19 protein-coding genes and 1 riboswitch are annotated in these 23,549 nt (G+C 55.2%); of the genes, 11 read left to right on the forward strand and 8 right to left on the reverse strand.

The genetic code is table 11. The annotated features are described in order from the left end of the window. The first annotated feature begins 108 nt into the window (after positions 1-108). From rplJ to shiA, 5 genes are all read left to right on the forward strand, one after another. Positions 109-606, forward strand: a complete 498-nt coding sequence (rplJ, locus tag KGP21_RS01820; RefSeq protein WP_021808069.1) for a 50S ribosomal protein L10 — start codon at positions 109-111, stop codon at positions 604-606. A 65-nt stretch (positions 607-671) separates the two neighbouring features. After that, positions 672-1,037 (forward strand): 50S ribosomal protein L7/L12, encoded by a 366-nt coding sequence (gene rplL / locus KGP21_RS01825; protein WP_021182158.1) that lies wholly within the window; start codon positions 672-674, stop codon positions 1,035-1,037. A gap of 332 nt (positions 1,038-1,369) precedes the next feature. Further along, complete coding sequence (rpoB, locus tag KGP21_RS01830) at positions 1,370-5,398, forward strand: DNA-directed RNA polymerase subunit beta (protein ID WP_021182159.1); 4,029 nt, start codon at positions 1,370-1,372, stop codon at positions 5,396-5,398. Between the two features lie 118 nt (positions 5,399-5,516). Beyond that, positions 5,517-9,740 carry a DNA-directed RNA polymerase subunit beta' gene (gene rpoC, locus KGP21_RS01835; protein ID WP_021808068.1) on the forward strand — a complete coding sequence of 1,408 codons (4,224 nt, stop codon included), beginning with the start codon at positions 5,517-5,519 and terminating at the stop codon, positions 9,738-9,740. Positions 9,741-9,849: 109 nt separating this feature from the next. Continuing rightward, positions 9,850-11,196, forward strand: coding sequence for a shikimate transporter (gene shiA / locus KGP21_RS01840; RefSeq protein ID WP_223537015.1), 1,347 nt, complete (start codon positions 9,850-9,852; stop codon positions 11,194-11,196). Positions 11,197-11,374: 178 nt separating this feature from the next. Here the strand turns inward: shiA and thiH are convergent, their stop codons facing one another. The 7 genes from thiH to KGP21_RS01875 form a co-directional block, all read right to left on the reverse strand. Next, positions 11,375-12,538, reverse strand: coding sequence for a 2-iminoacetate synthase ThiH (thiH, locus tag KGP21_RS01845; protein ID WP_059199057.1), 1,164 nt, complete (start codon positions 12,536-12,538; stop codon positions 11,375-11,377). Then, complete coding sequence (locus KGP21_RS01850) at positions 12,538-13,317, reverse strand: thiazole synthase (protein WP_059199056.1); 780 nt, start codon at positions 13,315-13,317, stop codon at positions 12,538-12,540. Before KGP21_RS01850 ends, thiH begins: the two co-directional genes overlap by 1 nt. Before the next feature lies 1 nt (position 13,318). After that, on the reverse strand, positions 13,319-13,519 hold the full coding sequence (gene thiS, locus KGP21_RS01855; RefSeq protein WP_021808064.1) for a sulfur carrier protein ThiS: 201 nt from the start codon (positions 13,517-13,519) through the stop codon (positions 13,319-13,321). Beyond that, positions 13,516-14,265 carry a HesA/MoeB/ThiF family protein gene (locus KGP21_RS01860; RefSeq protein ID WP_071682781.1) on the reverse strand — a complete coding sequence of 250 codons (750 nt, stop codon included), beginning with the start codon at positions 14,263-14,265 and terminating at the stop codon, positions 13,516-13,518. Before KGP21_RS01860 ends, thiS begins: the two co-directional genes overlap by 4 nt. Further along, positions 14,255-14,908 carry a thiamine phosphate synthase gene (gene thiE, locus KGP21_RS01865; protein ID WP_059199054.1) on the reverse strand — a complete coding sequence of 218 codons (654 nt, stop codon included), beginning with the start codon at positions 14,906-14,908 and terminating at the stop codon, positions 14,255-14,257. The genes KGP21_RS01860 and thiE overlap by 11 nt, the downstream gene beginning before the upstream one ends. Then, positions 14,901-16,844, reverse strand: a complete 1,944-nt coding sequence (gene thiC, locus KGP21_RS01870; protein ID WP_223537018.1) for a phosphomethylpyrimidine synthase ThiC — start codon at positions 16,842-16,844, stop codon at positions 14,901-14,903. The genes thiE and thiC overlap by 8 nt, the downstream gene beginning before the upstream one ends. Before the next feature lie 117 nt (positions 16,845-16,961). After that, positions 16,962-17,084: riboswitch (TPP riboswitch) on the reverse strand. 104 nt (positions 17,085-17,188) lie between these two features. Then, the gene (locus KGP21_RS01875) at positions 17,189-17,704 is read right to left on the reverse strand and encodes an Rsd/AlgQ family anti-sigma factor (protein ID WP_021808060.1); all 516 of its coding nucleotides are present in this window, start codon (positions 17,702-17,704) and stop codon (positions 17,189-17,191) included. Positions 17,705-17,805: 101 nt separating this feature from the next. Here KGP21_RS01875 and nudC point away from each other — a divergent pair, with 101 nt between their 5' ends. The 6 genes from nudC to KGP21_RS01905 all read left to right on the forward strand — a co-directional run bounded on the left by nudC (position 17,806) and on the right by KGP21_RS01905 (position 22,188). Then, the gene (nudC, locus tag KGP21_RS01880) at positions 17,806-18,573 is read left to right on the forward strand and encodes an NAD(+) diphosphatase (RefSeq protein WP_059201909.1); all 768 of its coding nucleotides are present in this window, start codon (positions 17,806-17,808) and stop codon (positions 18,571-18,573) included. A gap of 37 nt (positions 18,574-18,610) precedes the next feature. Further along, a complete protein-coding gene (gene hemE, locus KGP21_RS01885) occupies positions 18,611-19,675 on the forward strand; it encodes a uroporphyrinogen decarboxylase (RefSeq protein ID WP_223537020.1) in 1,065 nt (354 codons plus the stop codon). Between the two features lie 16 nt (positions 19,676-19,691). Continuing rightward, on the forward strand, positions 19,692-20,375 hold the full coding sequence (gene nfi, locus KGP21_RS01890) for a deoxyribonuclease V (protein WP_021808057.1): 684 nt from the start codon (positions 19,692-19,694) through the stop codon (positions 20,373-20,375). A gap of 51 nt (positions 20,376-20,426) precedes the next feature. Then, entirely contained in the window at positions 20,427-21,017 is a 591-nt protein-coding gene (locus KGP21_RS01895; protein WP_021808056.1) for a YjaG family protein, read from the forward strand. A gap of 189 nt (positions 21,018-21,206) precedes the next feature. Beyond that, positions 21,207-21,482, forward strand: a complete 276-nt coding sequence (gene hupA, locus KGP21_RS01900) for a nucleoid-associated protein HU-alpha (protein ID WP_021182173.1) — start codon at positions 21,207-21,209, stop codon at positions 21,480-21,482. A 67-nt stretch (positions 21,483-21,549) separates the two neighbouring features. Further along, on the forward strand, positions 21,550-22,188 hold the full coding sequence (locus KGP21_RS01905; RefSeq protein WP_021808055.1) for a DUF1481 domain-containing protein: 639 nt from the start codon (positions 21,550-21,552) through the stop codon (positions 22,186-22,188). A gap of 50 nt (positions 22,189-22,238) precedes the next feature. On the opposite strand, the gene purD is transcribed toward KGP21_RS01905, so the two are convergent. Next, positions 22,239-23,522: a phosphoribosylamine--glycine ligase gene (gene purD, locus KGP21_RS01910; protein WP_209555371.1), complete on the reverse strand. Its 1,284-nt coding sequence runs from the start codon at positions 23,520-23,522 to the stop codon at positions 22,239-22,241. Positions 23,523-23,549 lie beyond the last annotated feature (27 nt).

Below are 23,549 nucleotides of genomic sequence, written 5' to 3' on the forward strand. Positions count from 1 at the left end.
TGGATTCTGCTCACCGTGTTAAGCCGCTCAACGGCGCGTGTTCGCACAAGCTGTTGAGTGAAGTGAGTTCCGGGGATTTCCCCGGCTAAATCCAGGAGCAAAAAGCTAATGGCATTAAATCTTCAAGACAAACAAGCGATTGTTGCTGAAGTCAACGAAGTAGCCAAAGGCGCGCTGTCTGCGGTAGTTGCGGATTCTCGTGGCGTTACCGTTGATAAAATGACTGAACTGCGTAAAGCAGGTCGTGAAGCTGGCGTTTACATGCGTGTTGTTCGCAACACCTTGATGCGTCGCGTAGTTGAAGGCACTCCGTTCGAATGCCTGAAAGACACGTTTGTCGGTCCAACCTTGATTGCATTCTCTACTGAACACCCGGGCGCTGCTGCTCGTCTGTTCAAAGAGTTCGCGAAAGCGAATGCAAAATTTGAGGTTAAAGCTGCGGCCTTTGAAGGTGAGCTGATCCCTGCGGCACAAATCGACCGCTTGGCAACGCTGCCTACTTACGAAGAAGCAATCGCACGCCTGATGGCAACCATGAAAGAAGCCGCTGCCGGCAAATTGGTTCGCACTCTGGCTGCAGTACGCGATCAGAAAGAAGCGGCATAAGCCTTTCTCTTTCTTAGCCTTTGCTTACGTATTTAAACTATTTCTGAATTTTAGGAACTTTTGTTATGTCTATCACTAAAGACCAAATTATCGAAGGCGTTGCAGCCCTGTCTGTAATGGAAATCGTTGAACTGATCGCCGCTATGGAAGAGAAGTTCGGTGTTTCTGCTGCTGCTGTAGCTGCAGGCCCTGCTGCTGCTGTTGAAGCTGCTGAAGAAAAAACTGAATTCGACGTTGTACTGAAAGGTATCGGCGCGAACAAAGTTGCAGTAATCAAAGCAGTACGTGGCGCAACTGGCCTGGGTCTGAAAGAAGCTAAAGACCTGGTTGAGTCTGCACCAGCAGCACTGAAAGAAGGCATCAGCAAAGACGACGCTGAAGCACTGAAAAAAGCTCTGGAAGAAGCTGGCGCTGAAGTTGAAGTTAAATAAGCCACTGCTTTTGGAGTGCAGTCTGTTTTAACTAACAGACTGATGGCTGGTGACTTTTTGGTCACCAGCCTTTTTGCGCTGTAGGGCGTCAGTAGAGTTTCACACTGTTTGACTACTGGCTAACCCCAATATTTCTTTCTATCGACGACTTAATATACTGCCCTCTGCGCCGCAGCCGAATCTGCCGCCACGGCAATGAAATGATTTAAGCGTGATAGAAACGAGTATTGCGGAAAGTGTTCTCGCTTTCCGGTCAACAAAACGGTGTTGCATGAACCGTCCCCTACCCGGACGGACAATAGGTTCGACTTTCCAGCGAGCTGAGGAACCCTATGGTTTACTCCTATACCGAGAAGAAACGTATTCGTAAGGATTTTGGTAAGCGTCCACAAGTTTTGGACATACCTTATCTCCTTTCTATCCAGCTTGACTCGTTCCAGAAATTTATCGAGCAAGATCCAGAAGGGCAATACGGCTTAGAAGCCGCATTCCGTTCTGTTTTCCCGATCCAGAGCTACAGTGGCAATTCGGAGCTGCAATACGTTAGCTACCGTCTTGGTGAGCCGGTGTTTGACGTTAAAGAGTGCCAGATCCGTGGTGTGACGTACTCTGCACCGCTGCGCGTAAAACTGCGCCTGGTCATCTATGAACGTGAAGCACCAGAAGGTACGGTCAAAGACATCAAGGAACAAGAAGTCTATATGGGCGAAATTCCGCTCATGACCGAAAACGGTACCTTTGTCATTAACGGTACTGAGAGGGTTATCGTATCCCAGCTGCATCGTAGTCCTGGTGTGTTCTTCGACAGCGATAAGGGCAAAACCCACTCCTCGGGCAAAGTGCTGTATAACGCACGTATCATCCCTTACCGTGGCTCATGGCTGGATTTCGAGTTTGACCCGAAAGACAACCTGTTCGTGCGTATCGACCGTCGCCGCAAACTGCCTGCGACCATTATTCTGCGCGCGCTGAGCTACACCACTGAGCAGATCCTTGACCTGTTCTTTGAGAAAATTGTTTTCGAGATCCGTGATAACAAGCTGCAGATGGAGCTGGTTCCAGAGCGTCTGCGTGGTGAAACTGCGTCCTTCGATATCGAAGCCAACGGTAAGATCTACGTTGAGAAAGCACGCCGTATCACCGCTCGTCATATCCGTCAGCTCGAAAAAGACGAAATTCGCAGCATTGAAGTACCGGTTGAGTACATCGCGGGCAAAGTGGTCGCGAAGGACTATATCGATACCAATACCGGCGAACTGATCTGTGCAGCCAACATGGAGCTGTCACTGGATCTGTTGGCCAAGCTGAGCCAGTCAGGCCACAAGCGTATCGAAACGCTGTTCACCAACGATCTGGACCACGGTGCGTACATCTCTGAAACCGTACGTGTCGACCCAACCAGCGATCGTCTGAGCGCTCTGGTAGAAATCTACCGCATGATGCGCCCTGGTGAGCCACCAACGCGTGAAGCGGCGGAAAGCCTGTTCGAGAACCTGTTCTTCTCTGAAGACCGCTACGATCTGTCTGCGGTTGGCCGGATGAAGTTCAACCGTTCTCTGCTGCGTGACGAGATCGAAGGTTCGGGCATCCTGAGCAAAGACGACATCATCGAAGTGATGAAGAAGCTCATCGATATCCGTAACGGTAAAGGCGAAGTGGACGATATCGACCACTTGGGCAACCGTCGTATCCGTTCCGTTGGCGAAATGGCCGAGAACCAGTTCCGTGTCGGTCTGGTACGTGTTGAGCGTGCGGTGAAAGAACGTCTGTCCCTGGGCGATCTGGATACCCTGATGCCTCAGGACATGATCAACGCCAAGCCAATTTCGGCGGCGGTGAAAGAGTTCTTCGGTTCAAGCCAGCTGTCCCAGTTTATGGACCAGAACAACCCGTTGTCCGAGATCACGCACAAACGTCGTATCTCTGCATTGGGCCCAGGCGGTCTGACCCGTGAACGTGCCGGCTTTGAAGTTCGAGACGTACACCCGACTCACTACGGTCGCGTGTGCCCAATCGAAACGCCGGAAGGTCCAAACATCGGTCTGATCAACTCCTTGTCCGTGTACGCACAGACCAACGAGTATGGCTTCCTGGAAACCCCGTACCGCCGCGTGCGTGACGGCGTGGTGACCGATGAAATCAACTATCTGTCTGCTATTGAAGAAGGCAACTTCGTTATCGCTCAGGCGAACTCCAACCTGGACGAAGAAGGCCGCTTTGAAGAGGACCTGGTTACCTGTCGTAGCAAAGGCGAATCAAGCCTGTTTAGCCGCGACCAGGTTGACTATATGGACGTATCAACCCAGCAGGTTGTCTCCGTTGGTGCTTCACTGATCCCATTCCTGGAACACGATGACGCCAACCGTGCATTGATGGGTGCGAACATGCAACGTCAAGCGGTGCCAACCCTGCGTGCTGACAAGCCGCTGGTAGGTACCGGTATGGAACGTGCCGTAGCGGTTGACTCCGGTGTTACTGCCGTTGCCAAACGTGGTGGTGTGATCCAGTACGTGGATGCTTCCCGTATCGTTATCAAAGTTAACGAAGACGAGATGTACCCGGGCGAAGCAGGTATCGATATTTATAACCTGACCAAGTACACCCGTTCTAACCAGAACACCTGTATCAACCAGATGCCTTGTGTGAATCTGGGTGAGCCAATCGAGCGCGGCGACGTGCTGGCAGATGGCCCGTCTACAGACCTGGGTGAACTGGCATTGGGTCAGAACATGCGCGTCGCGTTCATGCCTTGGAACGGCTACAACTTCGAAGACTCCATCTTGGTCTCCGAGCGTGTAGTACAGGAAGATCGCTTCACCACCATCCACATCCAGGAACTGGCTTGCGTGTCTCGCGACACCAAACTGGGGCCGGAAGAGATCACCGCCGACATCCCTAACGTGGGTGAAGCAGCGCTCTCCAAGCTGGATGAATCCGGTATCGTGTATATCGGTGCAGAAGTGACCGGTGGCGACATTCTGGTTGGTAAGGTAACGCCGAAAGGTGAAACCCAGCTGACGCCAGAAGAGAAGCTGCTGCGTGCGATCTTCGGTGAGAAAGCGTCTGACGTTAAAGACTCTTCTCTGCGCGTACCAAACGGCGTTTCCGGTACGGTTATCGACGTGCAGGTCTTTACCCGCGATGGCGTGGACAAAGACAAACGTGCGTTGGAAATCGAAGAGATGCAGCTGAAGCAGGCGAAGAAAGACCTGACTGAAGAACTGCAGATCCTGGAAGCTGGTCTGTTCGCTCGTATCCATGCGGTACTGGTTTCTGGTGGTATCGAAGCCGAGAAGCTGAGCAAACTGCCACGCGATCGCTGGTTGGAACTGGGCCTGACCGACGAAGACAAGCAAAACCAGCTGGAGCAGCTGGCAGAGCAGTACGACGAACTGAAATCCGACTTCGAGAAGAAGCTGGATGCCAAGCGTCGTAAGATCACCCAAGGCGACGATCTGGCACCAGGCGTGCTGAAAATCGTCAAGGTGTATCTGGCCGTTAAGCGTCAGATCCAACCGGGTGACAAGATGGCAGGCCGCCACGGTAACAAGGGTGTTATCTCCAAGATCAACCCGATCGAAGATATGCCTTACGATGAAAACGGTACGCCGGTTGACATCGTTCTGAACCCGCTGGGCGTTCCATCGCGTATGAACATCGGTCAGATCCTGGAAACTCACCTGGGTATGGCGGCGAAAGGCATTGGTGAGAAGATCAACCAAATGCTCAAGCAGCACCAGGAAGTGGCCAAGCTGCGTGAATTCATCCAGAAGGCTTACGATCTGGGTGACGGCGTTTGCCAGAAAGTTGACCTGAACACCTTCACCGACGACGAAGTCTTGCGTCTGGCAGAGAACCTGAAAAAAGGTATGCCGATCGCAACCCCAGTCTTCGATGGTGCGAAAGAGTCAGAAATCAAGCAACTGCTGGAAATGGGCGGTATCCCGACTTCAGGTCAGATTACGCTGTTTGATGGCCGTACCGGCGAGCAGTTCGAGCGCCAGGTAACCGTCGGCTATATGTACATGCTGAAACTGAACCACTTGGTTGACGATAAGATGCACGCGCGTTCTACCGGTTCTTACAGCTTGGTTACTCAGCAGCCGCTGGGTGGTAAGGCGCAATTCGGTGGTCAGCGCTTCGGTGAGATGGAAGTGTGGGCGCTGGAAGCATACGGCGCAGCTTACACCTTGCAGGAAATGCTTACCGTTAAGTCGGATGACGTCAACGGCCGTACCAAGATGTACAAAAACATCGTGGATGGCGATCACCGTATGGAACCAGGCATGCCGGAGTCCTTCAACGTACTGTTGAAAGAAATCCGCTCGCTGGGTATCAACATCGAACTGGAAGGCGACTAATCGCTATTCCAGCTCTGGCTCCCGACCTTAGGGAGCCAGAGGGTGGTTGTTCAGGTCACACGGGCGCACGATTTGTCAGCGTGCTCCCAACAGGTTTAACTCCGACAGGAGCCAATCCGTGAAAGACTTATTAAAGTTTCTGAAAGCGCAAACTAAGACCGAAGAGTTTGATGCGATCAAGATTGCTCTGGCATCGCCAGACATGATCCGTTCATGGTCGTTCGGTGAAGTTAAAAAGCCGGAAACCATTAACTACCGTACGTTCAAACCTGAGCGTGACGGCCTTTTCTGCGCCCGTATCTTTGGGCCGGTAAAAGATTACGAGTGCCTGTGCGGTAAGTACAAGCGCTTGAAACACCGCGGCGTGATCTGTGAGAAGTGCGGCGTTGAAGTGACCCAGACCAAAGTACGCCGTGAGCGTATGGGCCACATCGAACTGGCTTCTCCGACTGCGCACATCTGGTTCCTGAAATCGCTGCCTTCGCGCATCGGTTTGCTGCTGGATATGCCGCTGCGTGACATCGAACGTGTACTGTACTTCGAATCCTACGTGGTAGTCGAAGGCGGTATGACCAACCTCGAGCGTCGTCAGATCCTGACTGAAGAGCAGTATCTGGATGCGCTGGAAGAGTTTGGTGACGAATTCGACGCCAAGATGGGTGCGGAAGCTATTCAGGCCCTGTTGAAAAACATGGATCTGGAAGCCGAGTGTGAGCAGCTGCGTGAAGAGCTGAACGAAACCAACTCCGAAACCAAGCGTAAGAAGCTGACCAAGCGTATCAAGCTGCTGGAAGCGTTCGTGCAATCTGGTAACAAGCCAGAGTGGATGATCCTGACCGTGCTGCCGGTACTGCCGCCAGATCTGCGTCCATTGGTTCCATTGGATGGTGGCCGTTTCGCGACTTCAGATCTGAACGATCTGTACCGCCGCGTGATCAACCGTAACAACCGTCTGAAACGCCTGCTGGATCTGGCTGCGCCTGACATCATCGTGCGCAACGAAAAGCGTATGCTGCAAGAAGCGGTAGATGCCCTGCTGGATAACGGTCGTCGCGGTCGTGCTATCACCGGTTCCAACAAGCGTCCTCTGAAATCTTTGGCCGACATGATCAAAGGTAAGCAGGGTCGTTTCCGTCAGAACCTGTTGGGTAAACGTGTTGACTACTCTGGTCGTTCTGTCATCACCGTAGGTCCATACCTGCGTCTGCATCAGTGCGGTCTGCCGAAGAAAATGGCACTGGAGCTGTTCAAACCGTTCATCTACGGCAAGCTGGAACTGCGTGGCCTGGCCACAACGATCAAAGCCGCCAAGAAAATGGTTGAGCGCGAAGAAGCTGTCGTTTGGGATATCCTGGACGAAGTGATCCGCGAACACCCGGTACTGCTGAACCGTGCACCAACCCTGCACCGTTTGGGTATCCAGGCGTTTGAACCGGTTCTGATCGAAGGTAAAGCGATCCAGCTGCACCCGCTGGTTTGTGCGGCCTACAACGCCGACTTCGATGGTGACCAGATGGCTGTTCACGTACCGTTGACGCTGGAAGCCCAGCTGGAAGCGCGTGCGTTGATGATGTCTACCAACAACATCCTGTCACCAGCGAACGGCGAGCCAATCATCGTTCCTTCTCAGGACGTTGTATTGGGTCTGTACTATATGACTCGTGACTGTGTTAACGCCAAAGGCGAAGGCATGGTTCTGACGGGTCCTAAAGAAGCTGAACGCGTTTACCGCGCCGGTTTGGCCTCTCTGCATGCACGCGTAAAAGTGCGTATTACAGAAGAGATCAAGAATACCGAAGGTGAATCTGTTCACCAGACTTCGATTATTGATACCACCATCGGTCGCGCCATCCTGTGGATGATCGTACCGCAAGGTCTGCCTTACTCGATCGTTAACCAGCCTCTGGGCAAGAAAGCGATCTCCAAGATGCTGAACACCTGTTACCGCATCCTGGGCCTGAAGCCGACCGTAATCTTCGCTGACCAGATCATGTACACCGGTTTTGCTTACGCTGCCCGTTCAGGCGCATCCGTAGGTATCGATGACATGGTTATCCCAGCCAAGAAAGCAGAGATCATCGAAGAAGCGGAAACCGAAGTTGCCGAGATCCAGGAGCAGTTCCAGTCTGGTCTGGTTACCGCGGGCGAACGCTACAACAAAGTGATCGATATCTGGGCTGCGGCGAACGAACGTGTTGCTAAAGCGATGATGGAAAACCTGTCGGTTGAAGACGTGGTTAACCGTGACGGCGTGGTGGAACAACAAGTTTCCTTCAACAGCATCTTTATGATGGCCGACTCCGGTGCTCGTGGTTCTGCCGCTCAGATCCGTCAGTTGGCGGGTATGCGTGGCCTGATGGCCAAGCCAGATGGCTCCATCATCGAAACGCCAATCACAGCGAACTTCCGTGAAGGTCTGAACGTACTCCAGTACTTCATCTCCACGCACGGTGCTCGTAAAGGCTTGGCGGATACCGCACTGAAAACGGCAAACTCCGGTTATCTGACCCGTCGTCTGGTTGACGTGGCGCAGGACCTGGTAGTGACCGAAGACGACTGTGGTACTCACAACGGCATCATGATGACTCCGGTTATCGAAGGTGGTGACGTTAAAGAGCCACTGCGTGAACGCGTTCTGGGTCGTGTGACCGCTGAAGATGTCATCAAGCCGGGTACGGCAGACATCCTGGTGCCACGCAACACCCTGCTGAACGAGAAGACCTGTGACCTGTTGGAAGAGAACTCTGTCGACAGCGTTAAAGTCCGTTCCGTAGTTAGCTGTGAAACCGACTTTGGCGTGTGCGCCAACTGCTATGGTCGCGACCTGGCACGTGGCCACATCATCAACAAAGGTGAAGCTATCGGCGTTATCGCGGCCCAGTCCATCGGTGAGCCGGGTACACAGCTGACGATGCGTACGTTCCACATCGGTGGTGCGGCATCTCGTGCGGCAGCAGAATCCAGCATCCAGGTGAAGAACAAAGGTAACCTGAAGCTGAGCAACGTGAAGTTCGTTATGAACGCCTCAGGCAAGCTGGTCATTACCTCGCGTAATACCGAACTGAAGCTGATCGACGAATTCGGCCGTACCAAAGAAAGCTACAAAGTGCCTTACGGTGCCGTAATGGGCAAAGGTGATGGTGCAGAAGTTAACGGCGGCGAAACCGTTGCTAACTGGGATCCACATACCATGCCGGTTGTGACCGAGGTGAGCGGTTTCATTCGCTTCGCCGATATGGTTGACGGCCAGACCATTACCCGCCAGACCGACGAACTGACCGGTTTGTCTTCTCTGGTGGTACTGGACAGCGCAGAACGTACCGGTAGCGGTAAAGACCTGCGTCCGGCACTGAAAATCGTTGATGCCAAAGGCGACGACGTATTGATCCCAGGTACTGATATGCCTGCTCAATACTTCCTGCCGGGTAAAGCGATTGTGCAGCTGGAAGACGGCATTCAGATCGGTGCGGGTGATACCCTGGCGCGTATTCCTCAGGAATCCGGCGGTACCAAGGATATTACCGGTGGTCTGCCACGCGTTGCGGATCTGTTCGAAGCACGTCGTCCGAAAGAGCCGGCAATCCTGGCTGAAATCAGCGGGATTATCTCGTTCGGTAAAGAGACCAAAGGCAAACGTCGCCTGGTAATCTCTCCACTGGACGGCAGCGACGCTTACGAAGAGATGATCCCTAAATGGCGTCAGCTCAACGTGTTCGAAGGTGAAATTGTGGAACGTGGTGACGTTGTTTCTGACGGCCCAGAATCTCCACATGACATTCTGCGTCTGCGTGGTGTGCATGCGGTTACCCGCTACATCACCAACGAAGTGCAGGAAGTTTACCGTCTGCAAGGCGTTAAGATTAACGATAAACACATCGAAGTTATCGTTCGTCAGATGCTGCGTAAAGGGACCATCGTTAGCGCTGGTAGCACCGAGTTCCTGGAAGGCGAACAGGCTGAAGTATCACGCGTTAAGATTGCTAACCGTAAACTTGCTGCTGAAGGCAAGATCGAAGCAACCTTCTCACGCGATCTGCTGGGTATCACCAAGGCTTCCTTGGCGACCGAGTCCTTCATCTCTGCTGCATCGTTCCAGGAAACGACGCGCGTTCTCACCGAAGCGGCTGTTGCCGGTAAGCGTGATGAACTGCGCGGCCTGAAAGAGAACGTGATCGTGGGCCGTCTGATCCCAGCCGGTACCGGTTACGCTTATCATCAGGATCGTATGCGCCGTAAGGCTCTGGGTGAAACTCCGGTTGTTCCGCTGGTGAGTGCGGAAGAAGCGACAGCCAACCTGGCCGAATTGCTCAACGCTGGCAACCTGGGTGGCAGTGACGAATAAGTCACCTGATCCCTGACTGTACGTTTTGCAGTGAATGACTAAAGCCCTGGCTATCCTAGCCGGGGCTTTTTGTTGTACAGTGCTGTAAAGTTAAAATAACGGAACAGGCATGGACACCTCAACTTCAGTCAGTGGCAGCCGCGCTGCCAACAGCGAAATAACCTCACCAACCCAGTACTCTCAAAGCCGTGCGCGGCGTGCCGCCTGGGGAAGCTTTGTTGGCGCCGTAGTCGATTGGTACGACTTCCTGCTGTACGGAATAGTTGCCGCTTTAGTCTTTAACACCGAATTTTTCCCGCAGGTCAGCCCAACGATGGGCACGCTGGCCGCCTTTGGCACCTTTGGCGTCGGTTTTCTGTTCCGCCCGCTAGGTGGCATGGTGTTCGGGCACTTTGGCGATAAGCTGGGCCGTAAGCGCATGCTGATGATCACCGTCTGGATGATGGGGATCTCTACGGCGTTGATTGGCCTGTTGCCCTCTTTCGATTCAGTCGGCTGGTGGGCCCCGGTGATGCTGGTACTGCTACGAGCGGTGCAAGGGTTTGCCGTGGGCGGCGAATGGGGCGGTGCAGCCTTGCTGGCGGTAGAAAGCGCGCCGAAGAAGAGAAAAGCCTTTTACAGCAGCGGCGTACAGATTGGTTTTGGCGTCGGGTTGCTGTTGGCTACCGGCTCGGTTTCCCTAGTCAGCCATTTCACCAGCAATGCGGACTTTATTAGCTGGGGCTGGCGTTTGCCGTTCCTGTTCAGCCTGGTGCTGGTCGCCATTGCCTGGTGGATCCGTAACGGCATGGACGAGTCTCAGGAGTTTGAAGCCAATAAAACGCTGCACGAACGGGCCGAGAAAATCCGCAAGTTCCCAATCTTTGAGGCGCTGCGCCAGAATCCCAAAGCCTTCTTGTTGATCATTGCCCTACGCTTTGGCGAACTGCTGACGATGTATATCGTCACGGCCTTTGCCATGAACTACTCGACCACCCATCTTGGCCTGTCACGGGATCTGTTCCTGAATATCGGCTTGTTGGTGGGAGCGGTGAGCTGTGTCTCGATCCCTTGCTTTGCCTATTTGGCCGATAGCTTTGGCAGACGCCGGATCTACGTGACGGGAGCATTGATTGGTGTTGCCAGCACGGTACCGTTTTTCATGGCGCTCGAGAGCCGTAACACGGTGATGATTATCTTCTTTGCCATCATGCTGGGAAATATGGCGCACGACATGCTGGTTAGCGTGCAGCAGCCAATGTTTACCGAACTGTTCGGCACGACATATCGTTATAGCGGTGCTGGAGTGGGTTATCAGGTCGCAAGCGTGGTCGGCGGGGGCTTCACGCCGTTTATTGCCGTGTTGCTGGTGGAGTTGATGGACGGCTCCTGGCATCTGGTTGCCGCCTATCTGGCGCTGGGATGTTTGCTTTCGGCCATTGTAGGTATGCGTATGAAACCCCAGACGGCCGAATAAAGCAGAGGAACCGGAAGCGTGCGGCCAGTCCCCGCACGCTCCGGCGTTTGGTAAGCAAGGTTATCAAGAGGGGGAGATAACCTTGGTTGGCTTAGAAACGCCTGCCAACACCGCCACTATAACCAGGCCATTTTTCCCTGCCAGCTCGCCTTGGCGGCTTTGCGTAGTGTTTCCAGACCTATTGGCTTGATGGTGCAACCGTTGCAGGCAGTTGCGTAGCGCGTCCCAGATAATCATCCCAATCTTTCCACACCGGCTGTAGCCCCGCGGCACCGATTGCCTGTGCCACCTGCTGCGGCGTTCGGCTGTCGTGCGGTTCGAACTGTTCCAGCTCTGGCGGCACATCGTCGGCATAACCGCCCGGCTGGGTTTTGGAACCGGCACTGACGCTGTTGATGGCTACCGGGATCATATGGTCGCGGAAGAAGGCCGACTCTCGTGTAGATAATGAAAGCTCCACGTCAGGAGCGAATAACCGGAAAGCACAGATCAACTGTACCAGTTGCGGTTCACTCATGATCGAGGCCGGCTCAATACCCCCGGCACAGGGCCGCAGGCGAGGGAACGAGATCGAGTAACGGCTCTGCCAGTAAGTCTGTTGCAGGTAAAACAGATGCTCTGCCAGCAGATAGCAGTCCGTGCGCCAACTGCTGGAAAGCCCAATCAGCGCCCCTAGCCCGATCTTGTCGATCCCGGCGCGCCCCAGACGATCCGGTGTACTCAGTCGCCAATGAAAATCCTGTTTCTGGCCACGCAGATGGTGCTGCTGATAGGTCGCGGGATGATAGGTTTCCTGATAGACCAATACGCCGTCCAGCCCAAGGGTTTTCAGCTCGGCGTAGTCTTGTTGTGCCAGAGGCTGCACCTCCATCATCAGCGAACTGAAATGACGGCGAATGGCGGGCAGATGCTGGCGGAAATAATCCATGCCGACTTTGCGCTGATGTTCTCCGGTCACCAGCAGCAGGTGCTCAAATCCTAATGCTTTGATAGCCGCGCATTCCCGTTCGATCTCTGCCGCATCCAGCGTTTTGCGCTTGAGGTGGTTACTCATCGAAAAGCCGCAGTAGGTACAATCGTTGGCACACAGGTTAGAAAGATATAACGGCACATAGAAGCTCACCACGTTACCGAAACGCTGGCGGGTGAGCTGCTGTGCTCGTTGCGCCAGGGGCTCCAGATAGGGAGCGGCGGCAGGGGAGATAAGCGCCATAAAATCCTCCCGCGTCAGCTTGGGGCTATTCAGTGCCTGCTCAACGTCACGCGCCGTTTTGCTGTTAATACGCAGCGTCAGGTCATCCCAATCCCACCCGAGCAGGCGCTCGCTAAAATCACTGGCCATCAGCGTGTCTCCTCTGAATGACTGAGGAACGCCGTCAGCGGGCTGGATGCGGCGGCGATAGACTGGCGGCTGCCTAGCCCTGAGTTGCGTGCTAACTCTCCGGCCTCCAGTGCCAGCCGGAAAGCACGGGCCATTTGCACCGGATCCCGCGCCACGGCGATGGCGGTATTGACCAGTACCGCATCGGCTCCCAGTTCTATCGCCTCTAACGCATGGCTTGGGGCACCGATCCCGGCATCAATGACTACCGGCACTTTGGCCTGTTCAATAATGATCTCAAGGAAATCACGGGTCAGTAAGCCACGGTTAGAACCGATCGGCGCGCCGAGTGGCATCACGGCGGCACAACCCGCTTCTTCCAGCCGCTTACACAGTACCGGATCGGCACCGCAGTAAGGCAGCACCACAAAGCCCTGTTTGACCAGGGTTTCCGCCGCCTTGAGCGTTTCGATCGGATCTGGCAGCAGGTACTTCACCTCTGGGTGAATTTCCAGTTTGACCCAGTGAGTCCCCAGAGCTTCACGCGCCAGGCGGGCGGCAAACACCGCCTCATCTGCCGTTTTTGCCCCTGAAGTGTTGGGGAGTAATTTCACGCCCAACCGTTGTAGCGGTGCCAGAATGGCGTCATTCCCGCCGCGCAGGTCGACGCGTTTCATCGCCATAGTGACCAGTTGTGAGCCGGAGGCTTGTAGCGCAGCCAGCATTAACTCGGGCGTGGCGAATTTCCCCGTGCCGGTAAACAGGCGTGAGGTAAAGGTGGTATCGGCGATTTGCAGCATGTCAGCCTCCGGCAATCGCTTGAAACAGCAAGATGTCATCACCGTCCTGCACCTGACGGGTGGCCCAGTCGCTGCGTGGAATGATGACCTGGTTGATCGCCAATGCGCTGCCTGGCTGGTGGCGTTCCAGCCGTTCGAGCAGTGCGCCAATGCTTAACGGCTGCTCCAGCTCCAGCGGTTGATCGTTGAGGGTGATCTTCATGCTGGCTCTCCGCAGAGGGGGCAGGTGCTGGCTTTGCTCAATTGCAGGGTGCTCCAGCTTTGCTGCTTACCGTCGAACAGGCGCAGCTTGCCGCTAAGTGAGGAGGGTAACCCAGCCAGCATTTTTATCGCTTCCAGCGCCTGCAGCGTTCCGATCACACCGACGACCGGGCCGAGCACACCCGCCGTGCGGCAGTTGCGCTGCGGTTCGGTTTGTTCCGGGTAGAGGCAGGCATAGCAGCCGTGGGCATACGGCGGCTCAATAACCAGCAACTGGCCGCTGAACCCTACCGCGCTGCCGCTGATCAACGGCACGCTGGCTTGGATGCAGGCGGCATTCACCGCATGACGGGTGGCCATGTTGTCGCTGCAATCGAGCACCAGATCGGCACGGGCGACCGCATCGCTCAGCGTAGCCCCTTGCAGGCGTTGCTCCAGCGCGATCGACTCCACCAGAGGGTTCAGTGCTTGCAAGTGGTGCTTTGCCAACTGAGCCTTGTTGGCGGCGATATCACCAGTGCGGTACAGAATTTGCCGTTGCAGATTGGTGAGGTGTAGCTGGTCATCATCGGCCAACAGCAAGATACCAACGCCAGCGGCAGCGAGGTATAGCGCCGCCGGAGAGCCTAATCCCCCCAACCCGACGATCAGCACCGTGGCTTGTTTCAGCTTTTCCTGCCCCTCGGGACCGACATCTTCCAGCAGTAGCTGCCGGCTGTAGCGCAAGAACTCTTGGTCATTGAGCATCGCGCGACTCCTTGCCTTCAATCAGTTGCAGCAGCGTTGCCGTAGCGGCGCGCCAGTCTGGTGCCTGGGTGATGGCGCTGACCACCGCCACGCTGCCAACCCCGCAAGCCAGCACGGCGGGGACGCGCTCGATGCTGATCCCGCCAATGGCTACGGTTGGATACTGCTGTAATCCGGCGACGTGGCGTTGCAACTCGGCCAAACCTTGCGGTTCAGAGGGCATCTCCTTGGTTTGCGTTGGGAAGATATGTCCCAGTGCGATATAGGAAGGTTTGACGGCGATCGCCCGCGCCAGCTCGGCATCGTCATGGGTGGAAACGCCCAGGCGCAATCCTGCACGATGGATAGCTGCCAGATCGGTGGTGTCCAAATCTTCCTGCCCCAGGTGGACGCCGTAGGCATCATGCTTAATCGCCAACCGCCAATAATCATTGATAAACAGCCGGGCCTGATAGCGCTTGCCAAGAGCGATGGCGGCGGCAATGTCCGCCTCCACTTGCTCGTCTGGCAGATCTTTGATGCGTAGTTGGATAGTGGTAACGCCTGCCTCCAGCAGGCGGGCGATCCATTCAACGCTGTCGACAACCGGGTATAAACCCAGCCTGTGCGGTGTTGCAGGGAAGGGAGAGGTGAGGTTAGTCATTATTTATCTCCTCCTGCAAATTGGCCGCGCTGTGGTAGATCTCGCTGCCGCGTGAGCGGAATTCAGCCGACATTTTCTCCATCCCGGTCAGTTGCACTTCGATCGGCTTGGCGGCTTCCTGTGCGGCAGCATAGTCACGCACTTCCTGGGAGATTTTCATGGAGCAGAACTTCGGCCCACACATGGAGCAGAAGTGGGCGATCTTGCCGGATTCTTGCGGCAGCGTTTCGTCGTGATAGGCGCGGGCGGTTTGTGGATCCAGCGCCAGGTTGAACTGATCTTCCCAACGGAACTCAAAGCGCGCCTTGGACATGGCGTTATCGCGGATCTGTGCGCCCGGATGGCCTTTTGCCAAGTCGGCGGCGTGAGCGGCGATCTTGTAAGTGATCAGCCCCTGTTTCACGTCTTCTTTGTTAGGCAGCCCCAGATGTTCCTTCGGCGTCACGTAGCAAAGCATCGCACAGCCGAACCAGCCGATCATTGCCGCGCCGATCCCGGAGGTGAAATGGTCATAACCCGGTGCGATATCGGTGGTCAATGGCCCCAGCGTGTAGAACGGTGCTTCATGGCAATGTTCCAGCTCCTCGGTCATGTTGCGGCGGATCATCTGCATCGGCACGTGGCCTGGGCCTTCGATCATCACCTGTACGTCATATTCCCAGGCAATCTTGGTCAGTTCACCCAGCGTATGCAGTTCAGCGAATTGTGCTTCGTCATTGGCATCCTGGATCGAGCCTGGACGCAGGCCGTCGCCGAGTGACAGCGAGACATCGTAAGCGGCGCAAATTTCGCAGATCTCGCGGAAGTGCTGATAGAGGAAGTTTTCCTGATGATGCGACAGGCACCACTTCGCCATGATCGAGCCGCCACGGGAGACAATGCCGGTCAGGCGTTTGGCGGTCATCGGCACATAGCGCAGCAACACCCCGGCGTGAATGGTGAAGTAATCGACGCCTTGCTCAGCCTGTTCCAGCAGGGTATCGCGGAACATTTCCCAGGTCAGGTTCTCCGCTACGCCGTTCACTTTTTCCAGCGCCTGATAGATCGGCACCGTACCAATCGGCACCGGGCTGTTACGCAGGATCCATTCACGGGTTTCGTGGATATAACGGCCCGTGGAGAGATCCATCACGGTGTCAGCGCCCCAGCGGGTTGACCACACCAGCTTCTCGACCTCCTCTTCGATCGAAGAGGTGACCGCCGAGTTGCCGATATTGGCATTCACCTTCACCAGGAAATTACGACCAATAATCATCGGCTCGGATTCCGGGTGGTTGATGTTGGCGGGGATGATGGCGCGGCCAGCGGCCACTTCCTGGCGCACAAATTCCGGCGTGATATTTTCCGGTAGATTGGCGCCCCAGCTTTGGCCGGGATGCTGGTGGCGCAGCACTTCACCACGAATGCGCTCACGGCCCATATTTTCGCGAATGGCGATAAATTCCATCTCTGGGGTGACAATACCGGCGCGAGCGTAATGCAACTGCGTAACGCATTTACCCGGCAGGGCTTTGCGGGGCAGCGGTAGGTGCTCAAAGCGCAGATGGTCTAACCCAACATCCGCCAGTCGTTGTTGGGTGAAGCCGGAACTGACGCCGTTTAACGCTTCGGTATCGGCACGTTCGGCGATCCAGTCCGCTCGTACCTTGGCCAAGCCACGATGTACGTCGATCAACGCTTGCGGATCGCCATACGGCCCTGCGGTGTCATACACCGGAATGGCTTCGTTCTGTTCATATTGGGGCTGGTCTTTGTTGCCGCCAATCAGCGTCGGGCTGAGCTGGATCTCACGCATGGGTACCTGAATATCGCTGCGCGACCCTGCGAGATAGATCCGCTGTGAGTTAGGGAAGGTAACGCCTTGCAGAGAGTCGATAAAATCTTGCGCTTGGTCACGCTGCTGTTTACGGGCACGAGGTTGGTTCACGGTAGACATAGCAAATTCCTATCAGTGTAGTGATGTGTGGAAAATTGCTTGTCTGGAGCTCGGAGGGAGTAATGATGGTAGCCGGTAAGGCAGGCACAGCCCCTGGCGGGAGCATCTTGCCTATGGCGATAGATTACTCTTGTTCCCTTCGCGGGTATTAACCCGATCAGGTTCCGCGGATCCCGAATTAACGGTCTCAGCCTGGCCAATTTAATGAAAAATCAGCGCTAGGCACTCCGACAAGAGCCCTCAGTATAAGAGGGTAAACAAAAACTACAAGCCATCCCCCATCATCTTTCAGGCCGTAGCGTTGTTGGCTGCCTAGCTACGGCTTGAAATCTATGGGGGGATAATTAGGCTGGATGAGACATAGATTCAGTGTTCGTGGGGCCCGGTTGGCCCTGCTGCCAGGTTTCTGCCGCCAGCTGGATCAACTGATCTTCCAAGGCGAAACGTGATGCCAGGGCTTCGCCGATATCTGACAGCGCCTGATTGAGTTCTTCACACACGTCCTGATCGATAACGACTTCGGTGTAGCGGTCGTGGAACGCCATCACGGCTTCGGTATTGGCCTGTAATTTTGGGTAGAACTTGGTGGCTAGCGCCATTTTGGGGCTGGCGGATCCTTCCACTTGTTTGATAATTTTGTCATAAATGTGAAAATGCCCGGCAGAGAGATAATCCACCAGATTCTGGCAAAAGTTCTCCAGCGCTTTTTCATTGAGCGGCGTATGCTTTTCTTTGTTGGGTTTAATGCCGACTAAACTGCAGTAGGCCACCAGTAGCTGTTTGCGTGCCTGCAACCATTGATCGACTAATTCGTTACTGCCACCAACGCGCTGAGTCAGGCTTTCCAATCGGTTGAGCATGGTTGACTCCGTGTGTAAGAGAAAGAAAAAGTGGTAAGTTAATAAAATGTAACAAAGAGCATTCCTAGATTGCCAGTGAAGCAGAGGTTGTGCAACAACATATGGAACTTGCATTAACGGGTAACGAAAATGGCTGGTGGATCGTCAGCCATGAAAGCAAAATTTGGTTACCAAACGGTGAATTGCCGTTTGGTTCTGCCGCATTATTTTCCTTGCAAGGCCGACCGGCTCGGCAAATTGGCGAATGGGAGGGGGCACCGGTCTGGCTGGTGCGCCAGCCAATGCCGAAAGAGATGGGATCGGTGCGGCAACTGCTCAGTCTCGATCGCGGCCTGTTCCAACTGGCCGGGCGCGGCGTACAGCTGGCCGACTTTTATCGCTCGCACCGGTTCTGTGGCTACTGCGGTCATGAGATGCACCTTAGCCGCACCGAAAGCGCTTGTCTGTGCGACAACTGCCGCGAACGCTATTACCCGCAGATTGCCCCTTGCGTCATTGTCGCTATCCGCCGCAATGATGAGATCCTGCTGGCACAGCATGTGCGCCACCGTGGGGGGATCCATACCGTGCTGGCGGGGTTTGTGGAGGTGGGGGAAACCCTGGAGCAGGCCGTAGCGCGCGAGGTGATGGAAGAAAGTAATATCGCTATTACCAACCTGCGTTACGTGACTTCGCAACCCTGGCCGTTCCCTCATTCGCTGATGATGGCGTTTATGGCCGAGTATCAGGGCGGTGAACTGCGCCACGATCCGAAAGAGTTGCTCAATGCGGGCTGGTATCGCTATGACCAACTGCCGCTGCTGCCACCGCCTGGTACCGTGGCGCGCCGCCTGATCGAGGACACCGTGGCGCTGTGTCGGGCAGAATAAGGTACAATGGCGGCAGATAATCAAGGGAGCCCAAGAAATGAATGAGTTGAAGAACGATCGCTATCTGCGTGCGCTGCTGCGCCAGCCGGTGGATCTCACCCCTGTATGGATGATGCGCCAGGCCGGTCGTTATTTGCCAGAGTACAAAGCCACCCGTGCTCAGGCCGGGGATTTCATGTCGCTGTGCAAAAATGCCGAACTGGCCTGTGAGGTGACATTACAGCCCCTGCGCCGTTATGCGCTGGACGCCGCCATCCTGTTCTCCGACATTCTCACCATTCCCGATGCCATGGGGCTTGGGCTCTATTTCGAAACCGGGGAAGGTCCGCGTTTTTCTTCGCCAATCACCTGCCGTGCCGACGTAGAGAAGCTGCCTGCATTTGATCCGGAAGACGAGCTGGGCTATGTCATGAACGCGGTGCGTACCATCCGCCGTGAATTGAAGGGTGAAGTGCCACTGATCGGTTTCTCCGGCAGCCCATGGACGTTGGCGACCTATATGGTTGAAGGCGGCAGCAGCAAGGCATTCACCAAGCTGAAGAAAATGATGTACGCCGAGCCGCAGACGCTGCATTTGCTGCTGGATAAGCTGGCAGACAGCGTGATCCTGTATCTCAATGCCCAAATCAAAGCCGGGGCGCAGTCCGTAATGGTATTCGATACCTGGGGCGGCGTGCTGACGGGCCGTGATTATCGCGAATTCTCACTGCATTATATGCATAAAATCGTCGATGGCCTGCTGCGTGAAAATGACGGACGCCGGGTGCCGGTGACGCTGTTCACCAAAGGCGGCGGCCAGTGGCTGGAAGCGATGGCGGCCACCGGTTGCGATGCGTTGGGCCTGGATTGGACCACCGATATTGCCGATGCGCGCCGCCGTGTGGGCGATAAAGTCGCGCTGCAGGGGAATATGGATCCTTCCATGCTATACGCCGCACCGGAACGCATCGCCCAGGAAGTGGAAACCATTCTGGCCGGTTTTGGCCAGGGCGAAGGTCATGTCTTCAATCTTGGCCACGGTATTCATCAAGACGTGCCACCGGAACATGCCGGGGCCTTCGTTGAAGCGGTGCATGCGCTGTCGGCCAAATACCACGGCTAAACCGCAAGGAGACGCTGTGATCGATACTCAGGCTCTGCGCGCCGAACAGCTAAGGCGCGCCGGGGAAGTCATTCGTCACGATGATTTTCTGCAAGACCCACCGGCGTTTATCGCCGGTGCGGACGTCGGTTTTGAACAAGAAGGCGCGGTAACACGCGCCGCTATTGCAATCCTGCGCTATCCTTCACTCGAGCTGGTGGAGTATCAGATCGCCCGTATCAGCACCACCATGCCCTATATCCCCGGATTTCTCTCGTTTCGCGAGTACCCTGCGCTGATTGCTGCCTGGGAGCAGCTGCAACAGAAGCCCGACCTGATCTTTGTCGATGGCCATGGCATTTCCCATCCAAGACGCCTGGGGGTTGCCAGCCACTTTGGCCTGCTGGTCAACGTGCCGACCATTGGCGTGGCCAAGAAGCGTTTATGTGGTAAATTTTCCCCGCTGGACGTTACCGTTGGCTCGTTGGCCGCGCTGGAGGACAAGGGCGAACAGCTGGGATGGGTATGGAGAAGCAAAGAGCGTTGTAATCCGTTATTTATCGCCACGGGCCATCGCGTGAGCACCGACAGCGCCTTGGCCTGGGTACAACGCTGCATGGCTGGCTACCGCTTGCCGGAGCCCACGCGTTGGGCCGATGCCATTGCCTCACGCCGCCCGGCCTTTGTACGCTGGTTACAGCAGCATCCAGAGGTGTCGTAATGAGCGATTTCGGGTACACTGCGCGGCAGATAATGAGTAAGAGAGTAGACAATGCTACGTAACCCGATTCATTTACGCTTGGAAAAGCTGGAAAGCTGGCAGCATTTGACCTTTATGGCCTGCCTGTGCGAGCGTATGTACCCGAATTACCAGATGTTCTGTCTACAGACGGAATTTGGCGACCCGGCGGTTTATCGCCGTATCCTGGACTTGGTCTGGGAAACGCTGGTGGTGAAAGACGCCAAGGTCAACTTTGACAGCCAGCTGGAAAAGTTGGAAGAGGCGATCCCGTCGGCAGAAGATTACGATCTTTATGGCGTTTACCCAGCGATCGATGCCTGCATCGCATTAGGGGAATTGATCCATTCGCGCCTCAGCGGAGAGACGTTGGAGCACGCCATTGCCATCAGCGAAACCTCAATTCGCACCGTGGCGATGTTGGAAATGACCCAGGCTGGCAAAGAAATGACCGACGAAGAGCTGAAAATTTTGCCTGCCGTTGAGGAAGAATGGGACATTCAATGGGAGATTTTCCGCCTGTTGGCCGCCTGCGAAGAGCGTGATCTGGATCTGATCAAAGGGTTACGATCTGACCTGCGCGAGGCCGCGGTGAGTAACATTGGGATAAATTTAACGCAATAAGGCAAGAAAACGTGATTTAACGTCTGATTTGTCGTGCCTTAAGGCTTCACATCCGCACCCTGTCTGGTCTACATTTGGGGGGCGAAAAAAAAGTGGCTATCGGTGCGTGTATGCAGGAGAGTGCTGTCCATCGGCATATCCGTCGCACTCGATGCTTTGCAAACGATAAACACACTGTAAGGATAACTTATGAACAAGACTCAACTGATTGACGTAATCGCAGAGAAGGCTGACCTTTCCAAGGCTCAAGCTAAGCTGGCTCTGGAATCTACCTTGGCTGCCATTACTGAGTCCCTGAAAGAAGGTGATGCAGTACAATTGGTTGGTTTCGGTACTTTCAAGGTAAACCATCGTAGCGAGCGCACTGGCCGCAACCCACAGACTGGTAAAGAAATCAAAATCGCAGCAGCTAACGTGCCTGCGTTCGTTTCTGGTAAAGCACTGAAAGACGCGGTCAAGTCTTAATCGCGTGTTCCAGAAAGGTTTAAACAGGGGGGCGTTGGCGCCCCTTTTGTTTATTCAACGGGCACTCATGGCGGTTACGGTTGTTGCTGCCTTGAGTGCTTGTAGTTTCCGTTCAGCCCCGCCAACCTTTACCGCCAGCGGCTTTGTGGCCGATCAAGGGGTAATGCGGGTGTGGCGGATAGATGACGGCCAGCAGCGGCCAGTGGTGCTGTTGAGTGTCTACAGCCCTTATCGCGGGCCGGGTACCGTCACAACGTTGTATGAATATCAACGCGGCGTGTTGTATCAAATCAAACGCAACGATGCGGATGGCGATCGCGACTCTATTCAACTGCGTTTCACCGCCAACGGTACCGTCAGCTTTATGCAGCGCCAACTGGCCACTCAGCGCCAGAAACTCTCCAACGATGAAGTTGTGCTCTATCAATATCAGGCACGGCGGATACTGGAATTGAGCGATGCGCTAAATGCCGGTCGAGTACGGCTGTTACAAGGGCACTGGCAGCAAGGCGCGGTGAAGCTGTGCAACGGCGAAGTCGTGAAGCCGGGTTTGGATCAACAGGCTGAAGAGTGGATCATGCGGCGTGCGGCCAACAGCAGTCAGCCAGTGAACGTAGCCTGGTTGGATGGGCCGGAAGGTCGTGAGCTGTTATTGGTGGCAAATAATGACTTCTGCAGTTGGGAACCCACCAAAGATACCCTTTAGCGCATAAAAAAGGCCCTGCGAACAGAGCCTGCTGGTATCTCAAAGAGTTGTTATTGCTCGCGTGCGATAGCGCGGTAGCCGATATCCTTGCGGCAGAAGCTGTCTTGCCACTGAATACCTTCCGCTAGCTGATAAGCTAACTGCTGAGCCTGAGCCACCGTTGTGCCCAAAGCCGTAACGCATAGCACCCGCCCGCCGTTGGTCACGACGTCATTCCCTTGCATACGCGTTCCGGCATGGAACACTTTGCCATTGGCATCTTCTTGCTGAGGCAAGCCGTAGATCACATCCCCTTGGCGATAATCCGCAGGATAGCCGCCAGCCGCCAACACCACGCCGAGAGCAGGGCGTTCATCCCACTCGGAAGTCATCTCATCCAGCTTGCCTTCGGCCCCAGCCAGGCAGAGTTCAACCAGGTCGGAGCGCAGGCGCAGCATGATCGGCTGAGTTTCCGGGTCGCCAAAGCGGCAGTTGAATTCGATCACCTTGGGTTGACCATCCTCAGCAATCATCAGGCCAGCGTACAGGAAGCCGACATAGGTGTTGCCTTCAGCCGCCATGCCGCGCACGGTTGGCCAGATCACCTGGTCCATTACGCGCTGGTGGATTTCATCCGTCACCACTGGCGCTGGCGAGTAGGCCCCCATGCCGCCGGTATTCGGGCCAGTATCGCCGTCACCGACACGTTTATGATCCTGGCTGGTGGCCATTGGCACCACGTTCTCGCCATCGACCATGACGATAAAGCTGGCTTCTTCGCCTGTCAGGAACTCCTCGATCACGATGCGATGCCCGGCGTCGCCAAACGCATTACCTGCCAGCATATCTTGAATGGCGTCCTCGGCTTCCTGTAACGTCATCGCGACGATCACGCCTTTGCCTGCCGCCAGGCCGTCTGCCTTGATAACAATCGGCGCGCCTTGGCTGCGTACGTAGGCCAAGGCAGGTTCCACTTCGGTAAAGTTCTGGTAGGCAGCGCTTGGGATAGCGTGGCGAGCCAGGAAATCCTTGGTAAAGGCTTTGGAGCCTTCAAGCTGTGCTGCGGCCTGTGACGGGCCAAAGATTTTCAACCCGGCGGCCTTGAAGGCATCTACCACGCCGATCACCAGCGGCGCTTCCGGGCCAACGATGGTCAGATCGATGGCATTATCCTTGGCAAAGGCAACCAGCGCCGGGATATCTGTTGGGGCGATATCGACGTTGGTCAGATTGCTTTCCAATGCGGTACCCGCATTACCCGGGGCCACGTAAACCTTGTCTGCCAATGGCGATTGGGCTGCTTTCCAGGCCAGCGCATGTTCACGCCCGCCGTTGCCAATAATTAAAATATTCATCAGGTGCTCCATAAACGGCGTGCGCAT

The organism is Serratia sp. JSRIV004 (assembly GCF_019968705.1).
In the GTDB taxonomy this organism is placed as follows: Bacteria; Pseudomonadota; Gammaproteobacteria; order Enterobacterales; family Enterobacteriaceae; genus Chania; species Chania fonticola_B.